General features: G+C 69.3%; 9 protein-coding genes. 4 read left to right on the top strand and 5 right to left on the bottom strand.

Annotation, left to right across the window (positions count from 1 at the left end; all coding sequences use genetic code 11):
• Positions 1–26: 26 nt before the first annotated feature.
• The 4 genes from FHX50_RS01485 to tdh all read right to left on the bottom strand — a co-directional run bounded on the left by FHX50_RS01485 (position 27) and on the right by tdh (position 6001).
• Positions 27–1616: an amino acid permease gene (locus tag FHX50_RS01485; protein ID WP_221187076.1), complete on the bottom strand. Its 1590-nt coding sequence runs from the start codon at positions 1614–1616 to the stop codon at positions 27–29.
• A 159-nt stretch (positions 1617–1775) separates the two neighbouring features.
• Positions 1776–3443, bottom strand: a complete 1668-nt coding sequence (locus FHX50_RS01490) for an alanine/glycine:cation symporter family protein (RefSeq protein ID WP_183373779.1) — start codon at positions 3441–3443, stop codon at positions 1776–1778.
• Between the two features lie 212 nt (positions 3444–3655).
• The gene (locus FHX50_RS01495) at positions 3656–4882 is read right to left on the bottom strand and encodes a glycine C-acetyltransferase (RefSeq protein WP_183373781.1); all 1227 of its coding nucleotides are present in this window, start codon (positions 4880–4882) and stop codon (positions 3656–3658) included.
• Positions 4883–4936: 54 nt separating this feature from the next.
• A complete protein-coding gene (gene tdh, locus FHX50_RS01500; RefSeq protein WP_183373783.1) occupies positions 4937–6001 on the bottom strand; it encodes an L-threonine 3-dehydrogenase in 1065 nt (354 codons plus the stop codon).
• Between the two features lie 219 nt (positions 6002–6220).
• Here tdh and hrpA point away from each other — a divergent pair, with 219 nt between their 5' ends.
• The 4 genes from hrpA to FHX50_RS01520 all read left to right on the top strand — a co-directional run bounded on the left by hrpA (position 6221) and on the right by FHX50_RS01520 (position 14506).
• Positions 6221–10099: an ATP-dependent RNA helicase HrpA gene (hrpA, locus tag FHX50_RS01505; protein ID WP_183373785.1), complete on the top strand. Its 3879-nt coding sequence runs from the start codon at positions 6221–6223 to the stop codon at positions 10097–10099.
• Between the two features lie 74 nt (positions 10100–10173).
• A complete protein-coding gene (locus tag FHX50_RS01510; protein ID WP_183373787.1) occupies positions 10174–11625 on the top strand; it encodes an NAD-dependent malic enzyme in 1452 nt (483 codons plus the stop codon).
• Positions 11626–11788: 163 nt separating this feature from the next.
• Complete coding sequence (locus FHX50_RS01515; RefSeq protein ID WP_183373789.1) at positions 11789–12280, top strand: DUF3039 domain-containing protein; 492 nt, start codon at positions 11789–11791, stop codon at positions 12278–12280.
• Between the two features lie 423 nt (positions 12281–12703).
• Positions 12704–14506 carry a DEAD/DEAH box helicase gene (locus FHX50_RS01520; RefSeq protein WP_183373791.1) on the top strand — a complete coding sequence of 601 codons (1803 nt, stop codon included), beginning with the start codon at positions 12704–12706 and terminating at the stop codon, positions 14504–14506.
• Positions 14507–14591: 85 nt separating this feature from the next.
• On the opposite strand, the gene FHX50_RS01525 is transcribed toward FHX50_RS01520, so the two are convergent.
• Complete coding sequence (locus FHX50_RS01525; RefSeq protein WP_183373793.1) at positions 14592–15929, bottom strand: nicotinate phosphoribosyltransferase; 1338 nt, start codon at positions 15927–15929, stop codon at positions 14592–14594.
• Between the last annotated feature and the right edge of the window lie 38 nt (positions 15930–15967).

Genomic DNA, 15967 nt, shown 5'->3' on the forward strand with positions numbered 1-15967 from the left:
GCTGTCCGCGTCAGGCAGCGCGGGGATCAGCCGTCGTAGCGGTGAGAGCCGCGGCCGCGCTCCTCGACGTACTGCGAGGCCGCCAGGACCGGGTGCTCGCCGGTGTAGCCCTGGCGCTCCGCCGCGATCGCCATGACGCGCTTGCGCACCAGGAACCAGCCGCCGATCAGCACGGGAACGAGCAGCAGAAGGAACGCCAGGGTGTACGTGCCGACGGGGTAGTCGAACGCCATCATCACGACCACGATCGCCAGGAACGCGAGCACCACGATGTCGTTGACCGGTGCAAGGGGTGCCCGGTACTTCGGGCGGGAGTACACGCCCTTCTTCGCCAGGTGCACGAACTTCATGTGCGACAGGCAGATCGCGGCCCACGCCGCCATGGTGCCGAATGCGGCGATGTTCAGCACGATCGTGAACGCGTCCTCGGGGACGATGAAGTTCAGCCCCACGCCGAGCACACCCACGATGGAGGTCAGCCAGATGCCGCCCACGGGCACGCCGTGCTTGTTGAGGCGGCCCGCCCATTCGGGGGCGGAGCCGGCCATGGCCATGGAGTGGACGATGCGGCCGGTGGAGTACAGGCCCGCGTTCAGCGACGACGCAGCCGCGGTGATGACCACCAGCTGCATGACCGGGGCGGTCCAGGTGATGCCGATGGAGTCGAAGAACGTCACGAACGGCGACTCGCTCCCGGAGTAGGCGCTGGCCGGCAGCAGCAGCACCAGCAGAACGATGGAGCCCACGTAGAACAGGGCGATGCGCAGCAGCACCGTGTTGACCGCCTTCGGGATCACGGTCTTGGCGTCCTGGGTCTCACCGGAGGTGGTGCCCACCAGCTCGATGCCGGCGTAGGCGAACACGGTGCCCTGGATCGCCAGGAGCGCGGGAACGGCGCCGAACGGGAACCAGCCCCCGTTCTCGCTGATGAGGTGGAAGCCGGTGTCCGAACCCGTCGGCGTCCCGAAGATCAGGAAGAGGATGCCGACCACGAGGAACGTCACCAGCGCCGCAACCTTGATGAACGCGAACCAGAACTCGAGCTCACCGAACACCTTCACACTCACCAGGTTCATGGCGAGCACGATGGCGAGGACCACGAGGGCGGTGAGACCCTGCGGGATGGCGGCGACGAACTCGCTGTACCGGCCGAACCATGCGATGTAGAGCGCGATGGCGGTGGCGTCGGCAACGGCCGTGGTGGCCCAGTTCAACCAGTACAGCCAACCGGCGGTGAAGGCGGAGCGCTCGCCGTAGAACTGGCGGGTGTAGGAGACGAAGGAGCCCGAGGAGGGGCGGTGCACCACGAGCTCGCCGAGGGAGCGGAGCATCAGGTAGCCCATGAAGCCGCAGACGGCGTACACGATGGCGAGGGCGGGCCCGGAGGCGGCGAGGCCGCCGCCGGCGCCGAGGAACAGGCCGGTGCCGATCGCGGAGCCGATGGCGATCATCTGCAGCTGTCGGGGTGAGAGCCCCTTCTGCATGCCTTCGTCCTCGGCGGCGAAGAAGTCATCGTCGGGGATGTGCACGCCGGCGGGGGCTTCAGCCGAGCCCGCGGCGGAGCCTGTGGGCGCGGAGGGCTGAGGATCACCCGCTGGGGGAGGGGTGGTGGACATCGATGTCACCTTCCGGAGAGTCGGGGGTCGATGGACTGTTGAACAATGTAATGCAGGGGGCGTCGGTCCCGGTGCTCACTTCTGCTGGGACTCGGATGGAGCGCCGGGGAAGGTGTCCGGCGATGCGGAAGCGCCCCCTCAGGCAGAGGGCTGACGGGGTCAGCCAGTGGCGTGGGACCCGGAGGACCCGTCGGCCCCCGCAGCCCCATCCGCGGCTGCGGCCCCTGGACTGCGCTCGTCGGAGTAGTGCGGCCAGTCCGGGTCGGCAGCCAGGCGGTTGTGCACCGCGGTTTCGTGCTCGTCGAGGCGGATCGCCTCCATCTCCGCGGTGCGGGTCTGCTCACGGGTGGGGGTGTGGTCGCCCATGCCGACCCGCAGGTCCTCATCCACTTCGCTGACCGTTCCCACCGCGACGCGGGTCCGGTGGCGGAGGATCTCGTAGCGGACCACCCGGGCCAGCACGTACAGGCCCAGCAGGTTCGGGAGGGTGACGAGGAACGTGGTGGCGTCGGCGAACCCGACCATGGAGTCCATGGAGATCGCCGCACCCACGACCACCGAGAGCACGTAGATGATGCGGAACGTGATCCGCACTCCCTTGGAGGGGCCGAAGATGTAGGTGGCGAGCATTTCGCAGAAGAACGAGTAGCTCAGCATCGTCGACAGGCCGAACAGGAACACCACGGCCGTGAGGACGTACGGGAACCAGGCGGTGACCGTGCCGAACGCCTCAGCGGTCAGCACCACGCCGTCGGAGTCCGGGCTGCCGTGGCGGTGCACCCCGGTGATGACGATCGCGACCGCGGTCAGCATGCACACCACCACGGAGTCCACGAACGGGCCCCACATCGCGGTGTACCCCTCCGTGGCGGGGTCCTTCGTCTTCGAGGCGGAGAACGACATCGATGCCGTTCCCACACCCGCAGCGTTGGAGAACAGGGCACGCTGGATGCCGATCACGGCCACACCGATCGCGCCGCCGGTCACACCCTGCGGCGACACCGCGCCGGTGAAGATTTCAGCGACCGCGCTCGGCAGCTGACCGATGTTCATCACGATGATCAGCAGCACGGACAGGATGTACGCGATCGCCATGAACGGGGTGATGAACGAGGTCCAGCGGGCGATGGAGGTGACGCCGCCGAGCACCACGATCGCGACGATCACCGCGAGCGCTGCACCGATCATCCAGTTGTTCTGCCCGATCACGCTGTTCTCGCCGAACGCGCTGGAGACGATCATCGTCACCTGGTTCGCCTGGAACAGGTTGCCGCCGCCGAGCATGCCGATGAGGGCGCATACGGCGTAGATGCCGGCGAGGACCACGCCGAAGCGCTTCCAGCCGATCTCGGCGAAGCCGTCGCGCAGCACGTACATGGGGCCGCCGAGGGTGGATCCGTCGGGCAGGACCCGGCGGTACTTCGAGCCGAGCGCCGCTTCGGCCATCTTCACGCTCATGGCGAAGAAGCCGAACAGGGCGATCCAGACGGCTGCGCCGGGACCGCCGGCCACGATCGCGATGGCGACGCCGGCGATGTTGCCGAGGCCCACGGTGGCGGACAGTTCCGTGGCGAGCGCCTGGAAGGAGCTGATCTCCCCGGGATCGGTCTTGCGGGCGTAGCGGCCGCGGATCACGGCGATGGAGTGCTTCAGTCCGGTGATGGGCTGGAACCGCAGCCAGACGGTGAAGAACACGGCGGCGAGCATCAGCCAGAGGACCACCACGGGGACGCCGCCGAAGATCGGCAGCTCTACGAAGATGATGGAGCTGAGCACGGCGGACAGAGGGGCGAAGACGGCTTCGATGACGGAGTCGATCGACGACATGGGGAGCTTTCTGTAGACAGTGCTGCGCGTCACAGCGCTCCCCAGGATAAGGGCGGTGCCCGGGTATGGCCACTTCAGGACGGATCGTGGCCGGCAGGGCTGCGGGTATGCGGAACCGCCGCGCACCTCCCTGGTGTCCCCGGCGGGGCCGACGGGGGAGGGACGATGCGCGGCGGTTCCGGCCCTGCGGCGTCAGGGCGTGATCGCGCCGATCAGTGCTGTTCGGCGTCGCGGGACTTCACGAACGCCTGCACGACCTTCTCGATGTCCTGCGCGGAGTGCGCGGCGCTGAGCTGCACGCGGATGCGGGCCTCACCGCGGGGCACCACCGGGAAGGAGAACGCGGTGACGTACACGCCGTTCTCCAGCATGCGGTCGGCGATGCGGCCTGCGAGGGCGGCGTCGTGGAACATCACGGGGATGATCGCGTGCTCGCCCTCGAGCAGTTCGAAGCCCTCTTCGCTCATGCGGCGGCGGAACAGGGCGGCGTTGTCGAACAGCTGCTGGCGCAGTTCGCTGGACTCCTTCACCAGGTCCAGCGCGGTGATGGTGGCCTCCACGATGCTGGGGGCGAGGGAGTTGGAGAACAGGTATGGGCGGGCGGTCTGGCGGAGCATCTCCACGATCTCCTTGCGGCCGGCGACATAGCCGCCGGAGGCGCCGCCGAGGGCTTTGCCGAAGGTGCCGGTGTAGATGTCGACCCGGTCGGAGACGCCGAAGTGCTCCGGGGTGCCGGCGCCGGTTTCGCCCATGAAGCCGACGGCGTGGGAGTCGTCCACGAGGACGAGGGCACCGAATTCGTCGGCGAGGTCGCAGATCTCATCCAGCGGTGCGAGGTAGCCGTCCATGGAGAAGACGCCGTCGGTGACGATGACGGTGCGGCGCGCGCCCTTGCCGTCGTTGAGCTGCTTCGTCTCCTCCAGCTTGGCGCGCAGGTCCGCCATGTCGGCGTTGCGGTAGCGCAGGCGGGCGGACTTGGTGAGGCGGATGCCGTCGATGAGGGAGGCGTGGTTCAGCTCGTCGGAGATGATCGCGTCCTCCTTGCCGAACAGGGACTGGAACACGCCGCCGTTGGCGTCGAAGCAGGAGGCGAACAGGATGGTGTCCTCGGTGCCGAGGAACTCGGAGACGCGGCGCTCCAGCTCCAGGTGGCGGTCACCGGTGCCGCAGATGAAGCGGACGGACGCCATGCCGAAGCCGCGCTCATCGAGGGCGCGCTTGGCGGCCTCGATCAGCTTCGGGTGGTCGGCGAGGCCCAGGTAGTTGTTGGCGCAGAAGTTCAGCACCGGCTCGGCCTTCGAGGAGTCCTCGACACCGCCGGGGGTGGCCTTGACGTGGGAGGACTGCGGGGTGGTGATGGCGCGCTCGGCTTTGAAGGTGCCGGCGTCGCGGATGGCCTGCAGCTCGTCGTTCAGCTGCTGCTTGATCTCGGTGTACATGAGGGGACAGTGCCTTTCAGTGATGGATGCGGGGGAGGGGAGCCGGGGTGCGGCTCACACGTTCTCCCAGTCCAGGACGATCTTGCCGCCGGCGGCGGTGCGGGCCATCTCGTAGCCCTTCTCCCACTGCTCAGCGGGCAGGACGTCGGTGACGGTGGCGAGGATCTGGCCGCGCAGCTTCTCGCTGGAGCGGAGCATGGCGCTCATCGCGTTCCAGGTTTCGAACATCTCGCGGCCGTAGATGCCCTGCAGGGTGAGCATGCGGGTGATGACGTGGGTCCAGTTGATCTCGAACTCGCGGGCCGGCAGGCCGAGGAGGCTGATCTTGCCGCCGTGGTTCATGTTGTCGATCATCTCCTTGACGGCCGACGGGTTCCCGGAGGTCTCCAGGCCCACATCGAAGCCCTCGATCATGCCGAGGACCGCCTGGGAGTCGCGCACCCGCTCCTTCGCCACGTTGATGGCGACGTCGGCGCCGGCGGCGGCCGCCATGTCGAGGCGGTGGTCGGCGACGTCGGTGATGGCGATGTAGCGGGCGCCGGCGTGGCGGGCGACGGCCGCGCACATCAGGCCGATGGGGCCGGCGCCGGTGATGAGGACGTCCTCGCCCACCACGGGGAACTTCAGCGTGGTGTGCACGGCGTTGCCCAGGGGGTCGAACACGGCGCCGAGCTCCGGGGTGATGATGTCGGTCTTGGAGTTGTTCTCGTGGACCCACACGTTCTCGTCGGGGATGACGACGTATTCGGCGAAGGCGCCGTCGCGCTGCACGCCGATGCCGCGGGAGCGGCGGCACATGTGGCGGCGGCCGGCGCGGCAGTTGCGGCAGATGTTGCACACCACGTGGCCCTCACCGGAGACGCGGTCGCCCACCTTGACGTCGAGGACTTCGCTGCCGACTTCCACGACTTCGCCGTAGAACTCGTGGCCGGGGATGAAGGGGACGGTGTCGCACATGTCCTGAGCGGAGGAGTCCCACGCGAGGATGTGCAGGTCGGTGCCGCAGATGCCGGCGCGCAGGACCCGGATCTTGACGTCGGTGGAGCGCTCCAGATGGGGCTCCGGAACATCGACGAACTCCAGGCCGGCGCTCGCACCGACCTTCTTCAGCGCTTTCATAGAACCTCGTTGTGCTCGCTGTACGGATGGGCGCGCCGTTGCGCACCGTCACCAGCCTAGTACCGTTCCGCCCTGCTTTTCGCGCGTTGGGGCCCCGTCGGCCCGTTTCCGAAGGACCGGCCGCCTGCGCGGGAGCGCCCGGCCGGGGTCCCGGGTGATGGGGGAGGGCAGGGCGGGCAGGCGCGGCCGACGGGTGCCGCCGGATAGAGTGGGCGCACCATGTCGACATCCTCTTCGCCTGCGCCCATCGCGATCACGTACCCGTCGGACCTCCCCGTCTCCGAACGCCGCGAGGACATCATGGCCGCGATCCGGGACCACCAGATCGTGGTCATCGCGGGCGAGACAGGGTCCGGCAAGACCACCCAGCTGCCGAAGATGTGCCTTGAGCTGGGCCGCGGCGCGAACGGCCGCCTCATCGGCCACACGCAGCCGCGCCGCATCGCCGCCCGCTCGGTCGCCTCCCGCATCGCCCACGAACTCGGCGAGAAGCTCGGTGAGGGAACAGTCGGCTACCAGGTGCGCTTCACGAAGCAGACAGCCCGAGGTGCGCGCCTGAAGGTGATGACCGACGGCATCCTCCTCTCGGAGATCCAGCACGATCGGCTGCTGAAGAAGTACGACACGATCATCATCGACGAGGCGCACGAACGCTCCCTCACCATCGACATGCTCCTGGGGTACCTCAAGCGCATCGCCCGCCGGCGCCCCGACCTGAAGATCATCATCACCTCCGCCACCATCGACCCGGAGCGCTTCGCCGCCTTCTTCTCCGATGACTCCGACGACCCGGCCCCCATCCTCGAAGTGTCCGGCCGCACCTACCCGGTGGAGATCCGCTACCGCCCCCTGGTCCTCGAGACCACCGTCGAGGCCGAGAACGAGGACGAGGAGGACCTGTACGAGAAGGAGGAGCGGTCCCTGCCGCAGGCGGTCTGCTCCGCCGTTGACGAACTGCGCCGCGAAGGCCCCGGCGACATCCTCGTGTTCCTCCCCGGGGAGCGGGAGATCCGCGAGATCGGCGATGAGCTCGGCAAGCACCTCGCCGCTCGCACCCGCGCCGGTGAACAGGTGCAGGTGCTGCCCCTGTTCGGCCGCCTCTCCCAAGCGGACCAGGACCGCATCTTCTCCCCGCCGAAGAACTCGACGACGCGGCGCATCATCCTCGCCACGAACGTCGCCGAAACCTCCCTGACGGTCCCCGGCATCACCTACGTCATCGACTCCGGTCTCGCCCGCATCTCCCGCTACTCCCAGCGCACCAAGGTGCAGCGCCTCCCCATCGAGCCGATCAGCCAGGCCAGCGCCCAGCAGCGCTCCGGCCGGTCCGGCCGCACCGCCCCCGGCATCGCCATCCGTCTGTTCTCCGAAGAGGACTTCGCCGCGCGCCCCGAGTTCACCGAACCGGAGATCCTGCGCACCTCGCTCGCGAGCGTCGTGCTGCAGATGACCGCGCTCGGCCTCGGCGACATCGAACGCTTCGAGTTCCTGGAGAAGCCGGAGACCCGTGCGGTGCGCGACGGCATCCGCCTGCTGGAGGAGCTGCACGCCATCGAGCAGAAGCCGTCGGCTCCTGGCGGCCGCGCCCTCACCCCCACGGGCCGCAAGCTCGCCCGCTTCCCCCTCGATCCCCGCATGGCGCGCATGCTCCTGGAAGCGCACGACCGCGGCGCCCTCGCCGACGTCCTCATCATCGTGGCGGCGCTGTCCATCCAGGACCCCCGCGAACGGCCCCTGGAGCAGCAGGAGAAGGCCGACCAGCTCCACCGCCGCTTCGCCGACGACACCTCCGACTTCCTCACCCTCCTCAACCTGTGGCGCCACATCGAGGAGCGCCGACGCGCCCTGTCCTCCTCCGCCCTGCGCCGAGAGATCCGTCAGGAGTTCCTCCACTACATGCGCATCCGCGAATGGTGGGACCTGCACGGACAGCTCAAGCAGATGTGCCGCGACCTCGACCTGCACACCAGCAGCGACCGCGCCGGCGACGACGCCATCCACCAGTCCCTGCTCGCCGGCCTCCTCTCGCACGTGGGCCTGTTCGAGGAGAAGAACCGCGACTACCAGGGTGCACGCGGCACCCGGTTCGTGCTCTGGCCCGGCAGCGCCATCGCCAAGAAGCGCCCCGACTACGTGATGGCAGCGGAACTGGTGGAGACCTCCCGCCTCTTCGGCCGCACCGCCGCCCGCATCCGACCCGAATGGATCGAGGAGCTCGGCGCCCACGTGGTGAAGCGCTCCTACTCCGAACCGCACTGGTCCACCAAGCGCGCCTCCGCCATGGCGTACGAGAAGGTGACGCTGTACGGGGTGCCGATCATCGCGCAGCGCGCCGTCAACCTCGGCCGCATCGACCGAGAGCAGGCCCGCGACACCTTCATCCAGCAGGCCCTCATCGAAGGCCGGTGGACCACCCGCCACCACTTCTTCCGCGACAACAACCGCCTCATCGAGGACCTGCAGGAGCTGGAGGCGAAGACCCGCCGACGCGACATCATCGCCGGCGACGAGACCCTCTTCCGCTTCTACGACGAGCGCCTCCCGCAGAACATCGTCTCCGGCCGCCACTTCGACTCCTGGTGGAAGAAGCAGCGGCACAAGACCCCGGATCTGCTCCACTTCACCCGTGACCTGCTGCTCGCCGACGACGCCGAACCCGTCGCGCAGGGCTTCCCCGACACCTGGGTGCAGGGCGATATCACCCTGCACCTCACCTACAACTTCGACCCCACCACCCAGCGGGACGCGAAGCAGAAGCAGCGCGACGGCGTCACCGCCACCGTCCCTCTGGCCGTCCTCGGTCGCCTCGAGGACACCGGGTTCGACTGGCTCGTGCCCGGCATGCGCGAAGAGCTCATCATCGAACTCATCCGCTCCCTGCCGAAACCGCTGCGCCGCCACCTCATCCCCGCCCCTGACAAAGCGAAGGCGGTCGCGCAGACCCTCGCCGACGACGACCCCAACACCGGCGAAAAGTTCGTCGAGGCCGTCGCCGATGAACTGGTCGCGCTGCCGGGCGTCCCCGACGACCTGGAGCTGTACGGACCGGAGTTCCAGACCGACCGCCTCAGCGAGCACCTGCGCATGCACTTCCGGGTGGTCGACGAGAAGGGCCGCACCGTCGGCGCCGGCGACGACCTCGCGCAGCTCAAGCAGCGCCTCGCCGGCCGTGTCCGCACTTCCGCGGCGAAGCAGGCCGACAGCTTCGGCGCGCGCGGCCTCACTGCGTTCCCCGACACGCCGATCCCCACCACCCGCCGGTCCCGCCAGGGCGCCCTGGACGTGGTGGTGTACCCCGCGCTCGTCGTCCGCACCGAGACCGACGGGGCCGTCCGCATCGATCTGACGGCGCTCCCGTCGGCCCAGGAGCAGGCTCGCGAGCACCCTGCCGCGGTGACCCGCCTGGTGGACCAGCGGATGCGCACCGACTCCGCGCAGATCCTCGCCGGACTGCCGAACCCGGTGAAGCTCGCGATCACTCAGTCCAGCTACGGCAGCGCGCAGAAGCTCCTTGCTGACGCCTCCCTCGCCGCCACCGCGGACCTGGTGCGCCGCACCGACGCCGCCGGGATGGTGTTCGAGCCCGACGATTTCGAGGCGCTGGTGGAGCGCGTCGGCACGGAGCACCCGGCGCTTGCCCGCTCCCTGATGCTGAACGCCGTGGACGCGCTCGCGGCGCACGCGAAGGTGGCGAAGGCGGTCTCCCGCGTGAACTCGCTGTCGGTGCTCAACCAGATCACGCAGCTGCGCGACCACGCGGCCTCGCTGGTGGGGGAGCGGTTCGTGTCCCGCACCCCCGCCCGGTGGCTGCCGGAGCTGCCGCGGTTCGAGAAGGCCGCGCTGCACCGGGTGGACAAGATGCAGGACAATCCGCAGAAGGATGCGCACGCACAGTGGCAGATCCAGGACATCGAGGGGTACTGGCAGCACGCGCAGTTGAAGCTGCCCGCCGCTGTGCGGGCGTCGGAAGCTGCGCAGGACATCCCCTGGCTGATCGAAGAGCTGCGGGTGTCGCTGTTCGCCCAGCAGCTCGGAACCTCCGTGACGGTCAGTGACAAGCGGATCCGCAAGGCGATCGCGGAACTGGAGAAGTCCTGACATTCGGACAGGTTTCGGCCGAGTTTCGGTGAAGGTGACCGGTCGCTGAGATCGGCCGTGTCACACTGGGGTCCATGACACCGCAGCCTTCAGTCAGCTACTCCATCACCATCCGTCTGGAGTTCGCCGCGAACTCCGCCGCCATCAGCGACATCACCGGCACCATCGAGAAGATGGGCGGCAGCGTCACCGCTCTGGACGTCAACGCCTCCGGCCCCGAGCGGATGCGCGTGGACATGACCGTCCTGACCGCCGGCCACGACCACGCGATGAGCGTGGTGGAGGCGCTCAAGGGCATTGAGTCCGTCGAGCTCGGCAAGGTCTCCGACCGCACCTTCCTCGCCCACCTCGGCGGCAAGCTCGAAGTGAAGTCCAAGCATCCGATCCGCCACCGCGACGACCTCTCCCTCGTCTACACCCCCGGTGTGGCACGCGTGGTGAAGGCGATTGCGGAGACCCCGTCGGACGCCCGCCGCCTCACCATCAAGCGCAACACGGTCGCCGTGGTGACCGACGGCTCCGCCATCCTCGGCCTCGGCGACCTCGGCCCTCTCGCCGCGCTGCCCGTCATGGAGGGCAAGGCCGCCCTCTTCAAGCGCTTCGCCGACATCGACGCTTTCCCCATCTGCCTGGATGCGACTGAGGTGGACGACATCGTCGCCCACGTGAAGGCGATCGCGCCCGTGTTCGCCGGCATCAACCTCGAGGACATCTCCGCCCCCCGCTGCTTCGAGATCGAGGACCGCCTCCGTCAGGAGCTGGACATCCCCGTGTTCCACGACGACCAGCACGGCACCGCCGTGTGCGTGGTGTCCGCTCTGCGCAACGCTCTGCGCGTGGTGGAGAAGGACATCCGGACTGTCCGCATCGTCCTGTCCGGCGCGGGCGCGGCCGGCACCGCGATCCTGCGCCTGCTGAAGGCCGCCGGCGCGGAGGACATCGTGGTCGCCGACATCGACGGCGTCATCCACTCCGGTCGCAAGAATCTCACCGGCCGCCTCCCGTGGATCGCCGGGGTCACCAACCCGCGCGGCATCACCGGCACCCTCAAGGACGCCGTCAAGGACGCCGACGTGTTCATCGGCGTCTCCGCTGCCAACATCCTCGACGAGGACGACATCGCTGCGATGGCGGACCGCTCCGTGGTGTTCGCGATGGCGAACCCGGAGCCGGAGATCGATCCGGTGATCGCGGCCCGCCACGCCGAAGTGGTTGCGACCGGCCGGTCCGACTTCGCCAACCAGATCAACAACGTGCTCGCCTTCCCCGGCGTGTTCCGCGGGCTGCTCGATGCGCGCGCGAAGAACTTCAGCGACCGCATGCTGCTCGCGGCCGCGGAGGCGCTCGCGGACGTGGTCAGCCCTGAGGAGCTGAACCCGAACTACATCATTCCCTCGGTGTTCAACGAGCGCGTCACCTCGGCAGTGGCGGACGCGGTGGAGCAGCAGGCGCGTGAGGAGATGGGCACCGTGGACACCATCACCGGTGCGATCCCGGCGATCAAGGGCGGCGAGATCCACCTCTGAGCCGCGCTCTTTCAGCAGCCCCGCCCCGGAACCGAATCCCGCGGCGGGGCTGTCTGCGTTCGTGACAGGACGTGTCGTGGCGCACAGCGATGGTGGAGGCGGGCCGTGGCGCCGGGTGCGGGCCGCCGCAGTCGGGTGTCACGCCGGTCGCTAGGATGGCGGCATGACTTCGACGACTCTTCGCACTCTGCCCGCTGGCACCGCGGCCGGCGCCTCCAGCGCGGTCGCCGCCTGCGGCGCATCCGCCACTGGCGCGGCGGCACGTGGCGCCTCCGCTTCCATCAATGATCCGAACGATCCGGGGCCCTATGCCGCTCCGGATGCGCCGACGGCTCCGTCCAGCACCGCGGTCCTCGACCGTGAGGAGCAGCTGGAGGACGCCGACGAAGGCGATCACGACCGCTTCGCGCACTATGTGGAGAAGGAGAAGATCGCGAAGGCGGCGCTCAACAACTCTCCGGTGATCGCCCTGTGCGGCAAGGTGTGGGTGCCGGGCCGTGACCCGGGCAAGTACCCGGTGTGCCCGCAGTGCAAGGAGATCTACGAGCAGATGGGCCAGGGCGGCGGCTCCGGCAAGGGCGACGGCGACGGCAAGGGCGACTCCGGCCGCTCCGGCTTCGGCGGGCTCGGCCGCTTCTTCGGCGGCGGCCGCTGACCTCGGCCTCCCAGCCCACTCCGGCCTCCGATTGGCCTCCGGCCCCGCCTGGCCTTCGGTTCGCCCCGGCTCACCCCGGCCTCCGGTTCGATCCCTGGCCCCGCCTGGGCCGCTGACCCAGGCCTCACAATCGAAAGCGACTTTTTTGCAGAAAAGCCCCGGCCTTTCCGCAGAAAAGTCGCTTTCGTTTCGCGACGGGCGAGACGGTGGCGGCCGCGGCGGGTGTGGCGGCCGCGGCGGGTGTGGCGGCCGCGACGGGCGTGGGGGCTGCCGGGGCGCAACGGTGGTGGGCGCGGTGGGACGAGTGTCTCGGGCGCGGGGCTGCGGGGGCGCAACGGTGGTGGCTGCGGCGGCGAGGGTGTCCGGCACCTCGATGCGGCCTGCGTCCGGACACCCCACGGTGGGGCTACAGTGGATGCGCTCATGAACTCATATGCCTCTGCTTCGCACGATCCCGGCCCCAAGCACCCGTCGTCCTTCGCCGCCCAGACCCTGCCGCCCGCGTTCCCTGCGCGCGCCGCCTGGGGAACGGCCGCGAAGCTGCGCGCCTGGCAGGCCGAGGCGCTCGAGCTGTACCAGAGCACGCAGCCGCGGGACTTCCTCACCGTCGCCACCCCCGGCGCCGGCAAGACCACGTTCGCGCTGCAGATCGCGGCCGGGCTGCTGCAGGACGGCATCGTCCGCCGCGTAACCGTGGTCGCCCCCACGGAGCATCTGAAGACCCAGTGGGCGGACTCCGCCAAGCGCGTGGGCATCGCGCTGGACCCGAACTTCACGAACGCGCAGGGCCGCCACGGCGCCCACTTCCAGGGCGTCGCCGTCACCTACGCGCAGGTGGGGGCGAACCCCCGGCTGCACCGCGCCCGCACCGAGGCCGAACCCACGCTCGTGATCCTCGACGAGATCCACCACGCCGGTGATGCCCTCACCTGGGGCGACGGTGTGCGCGACGCGTTCGACCCCGCGAAGCGGCGCCTCAGCCTCACCGGCACCCCGTTCCGCTCCGACGACGCCCAGATCCCGTTCGTCGACTACGAACCGGACGAGCAGGGGCACCTCCGCTCCAAAGCGGACTACACCTACGGCTACCGCAGCGCCCTCCAGGACTACGTGGTGCGGCCCGTTCTGTTCATGACCTATTCGGGGCGCATGCACTGGCGCACCAAGGACGGTGACGAGATCTCCGCGCAGCTCGGCGCGATGGAGACCAAGGACATCACGCAGCAGGCGTGGCGCACCGCACTGGACCCGAAGGGCGAATGGATCCCGACCGTGCTGCAGGCCGCGGACCAGCGACTCACCGAGGTGCGCCGCCATGTCCCCGACGCCGGCGGTCTCGTCATCGCCACCGATCAGAAGGCCGCGCGCGAATACGCCCGGATCCTTCTGCAGATCACCGGGCAGCCCGCCACCCTGGTCCTCTCCGACGATGCCACCGCCGGCTCCAAGATCGAGCAGTTCTCCGACTCCGATGACCGCTGGATGGTCGCGGTGCGCATGGTGTCCGAAGGCGTGGATGTGCCGCGCCTGTCCGTCGGCGTGTACGCCACGTCCACTGCGACCCCGATGTTCTTCGCGCAGGCTGTAGGCCGCTTCGTGCGCTCCCGCACCCGCGGCGAGACCGCCAGCGTGTTCCTGCCGTCCGTGCCGATCCTGCTGGCGCTCGCGAACGAACTCGAAGCCGAGCGCGACCACGTGCTCCAGCAGCGCACCGAGACGGGCGATGAGGAGACCGGGCTCGACGAGGACGCGCTGCGGGAGGCGAACCGTGCGGAGCGCGCCAGCAACGAGATGGAGACGTTCGAGGCGCTGGAGTCCGACGCGCATTTCGACCGCGTCCTCTTCGACGGCGGCGAGTACGGCACGCACGCGATGGCGGGCAGCCAGGAGGAGCTGGACTTCCTCGGCATCCCCGGGCTGCTGGACGCCGACCAGGTGACGGATCTGCTGAAGGAGCGTCAGCGCTCCCAGCAGACCCGCGGCGGCTCCTCCTCACAGGCATCCGCGACCGCGCACGACATCGCCGACCACCGGGACATCTCCGCTCTGCGGAAGGAACTGTCGTCCCTGGTGAGCGGGTGGGCGAAGCGCACCGGCACCCCGCACGGCAGCGTCCACAACGAGCTGCGCCGCCGCTGCGGCGGCCCGGCGGTCCCGCAGGCGAGCGCCGCCCAGATCCAGGACCGGATCGACGTGCTGCGCGGCTGGTTCGTCGGCAAGAAGTAGCCGGCCGACGGAGCCCGGCGCGCCGGCGAGGTCCGCCCCCCGAGGGAGGCCGACGCGCCGACGGGGCCCGGTCCCGTCCAGCGCCTCAGTCGGTGACGGCGTCCGCGCTCAGCACCACCGGCAGGATCACCTCGCCGTCCTGGCCGGACAGCACCGAGTCATCGAGTTCCGCGATAGCGGCGTCATGCACCTGCCGGGCCCGCTGGATCCGTTCCTGCTGCCCGAGCTCATCCAGACATCGGCCCTGGTCGATCAGGGTTACGTGCAGCGGGCGCACCTGCTTCCCCGGCGGCAGGATGAGGGTGTCCTCTTCGGCGCCGCTCTGGTGGGGGAGGATCAGTTCGTGGGTGGCGCGCCCGTCGGCCCCCAGCACGCGGTAGGCGCGCTTGCGGCCCGCGATCGTGGCCTTGTCCGCGGACTTCTTCGCCACCGGCACCATGGTGCCGTCCTCGCCCTCGCGCTCCACCAGTTTGTACACGAAGCCCTGCGCGGGATGGTCGCCGCCGGTGACGAGACGGGTGCCGATGCCGTAGCCGTCGATCGGCGCCTCCCGCAGCTCGAACACCCGGTACTCGTCCAAGTCGCTCGTGGCGGTGATCTGCGTACCGGTGGCGCCGAGCTCATCGAGCTGGGCGCGCACCTCCCGCGCCGCCGCGGCGAGGTCACCGGAGTCCAGACGGACCGCCCCCATGTCGCGGCCGGCGATCTCCACGGCGGTGCGGACCGCTTCGCGGATGTCGTAGGTGTCCACCAGCACCGACGTGCCTGCGCCGAGGGAATCGATCTGGGCGCGGAACGCGTCGGCCTCCGAATCGAACAGGAGGGTGAAGGCGTGCGCGGAGGTGCCCACCGTGGGGATGCCGTAGCGGCGGCCCGCCTCGATGTTAGAGGTGGCGCCGAAGCCGACGATCGCGGCGGAGCGGGCACACGCCACCGCCGCCTCTTCGTGGACGCGTCGCGACCCCATTTCGATGAGGGGGCGGCCCGCAGCGGCGAGCTTCATCCGGGAGCCGACGGAGGAGATCGCCGAATCGTGGTTCAGGATCGACAGGATCAGGGTCTCCAGCACCACTCCCTGTTCGAAGGTGGCGTCCACACGGACCACGGGGGAGTTGGGGAAGAACAGTTCGCCTTCGCGGTAGGCCGAGAGGGAGCCGGTGAAGCGGTAGTCGGCGAGGAACGCGAGGAAGTCGTCATCGAACAGGTCGAGGGAGGCGAGGTGGTCGATGTCCCGCTCATCGAACCGGAAGTCGGCGAGGGCGTCGAGCACGCGGCCGATGCCGGTGAACACACCGTAGCGGCGGCCCTCGGGGAGGGAGCGGGTGAAGACTTCGAAGGTGCAGCGGCGGTCGGCGGTGCCGGCGCGGCGCGCCGCCTGCATCATCGTCAGCTCGTACAGGTCCGTGTAAAGCGATTTGGTCACGCCCTCAGCCTAGGATAGGGGGACACCGTCTGCCGACA

Origin of the sequence: Helcobacillus massiliensis, from assembly GCF_014191425.1 — a bacterium.
Taxonomy (GTDB): Bacteria; Actinomycetota; Actinomycetes; order Actinomycetales; family Dermabacteraceae; genus Helcobacillus; species Helcobacillus massiliensis.

Excerpts from the sequence above, each read along its gene's own strand:
- FHX50_RS01495 (WP_183373781.1), bottom strand. The coding sequence starts at position 4,882 with ATGTACACCGAGATCAAGCAGCAGCTGAACGACGAGCTGCAGGCCATC.
- FHX50_RS01520 (WP_183373791.1), top strand. The coding sequence starts at position 12,704 with ATGAACTCATATGCCTCTGCTTCGCACGATCCCGGCCCCAAGCACCCG.
- hrpA (WP_183373785.1), top strand. The coding sequence starts at position 6,221 with ATGTCGACATCCTCTTCGCCTGCGCCCATCGCGATCACGTACCCGTCG.
- FHX50_RS01510 (WP_183373787.1), top strand. The coding sequence starts at position 10,174 with ATGACACCGCAGCCTTCAGTCAGCTACTCCATCACCATCCGTCTGGAG.
- FHX50_RS01515 (WP_183373789.1), top strand. The coding sequence starts at position 11,789 with ATGACTTCGACGACTCTTCGCACTCTGCCCGCTGGCACCGCGGCCGGC.
- FHX50_RS01490 (WP_183373779.1), bottom strand. The coding sequence starts at position 3,443 with ATGTCGTCGATCGACTCCGTCATCGAAGCCGTCTTCGCCCCTCTGTCC.
- tdh (WP_183373783.1), bottom strand. The coding sequence starts at position 6,001 with ATGAAAGCGCTGAAGAAGGTCGGTGCGAGCGCCGGCCTGGAGTTCGTC.
- FHX50_RS01485 (WP_221187076.1), bottom strand. The coding sequence starts at position 1,616 with ATGTCCACCACCCCTCCCCCAGCGGGTGATCCTCAGCCCTCCGCGCCC.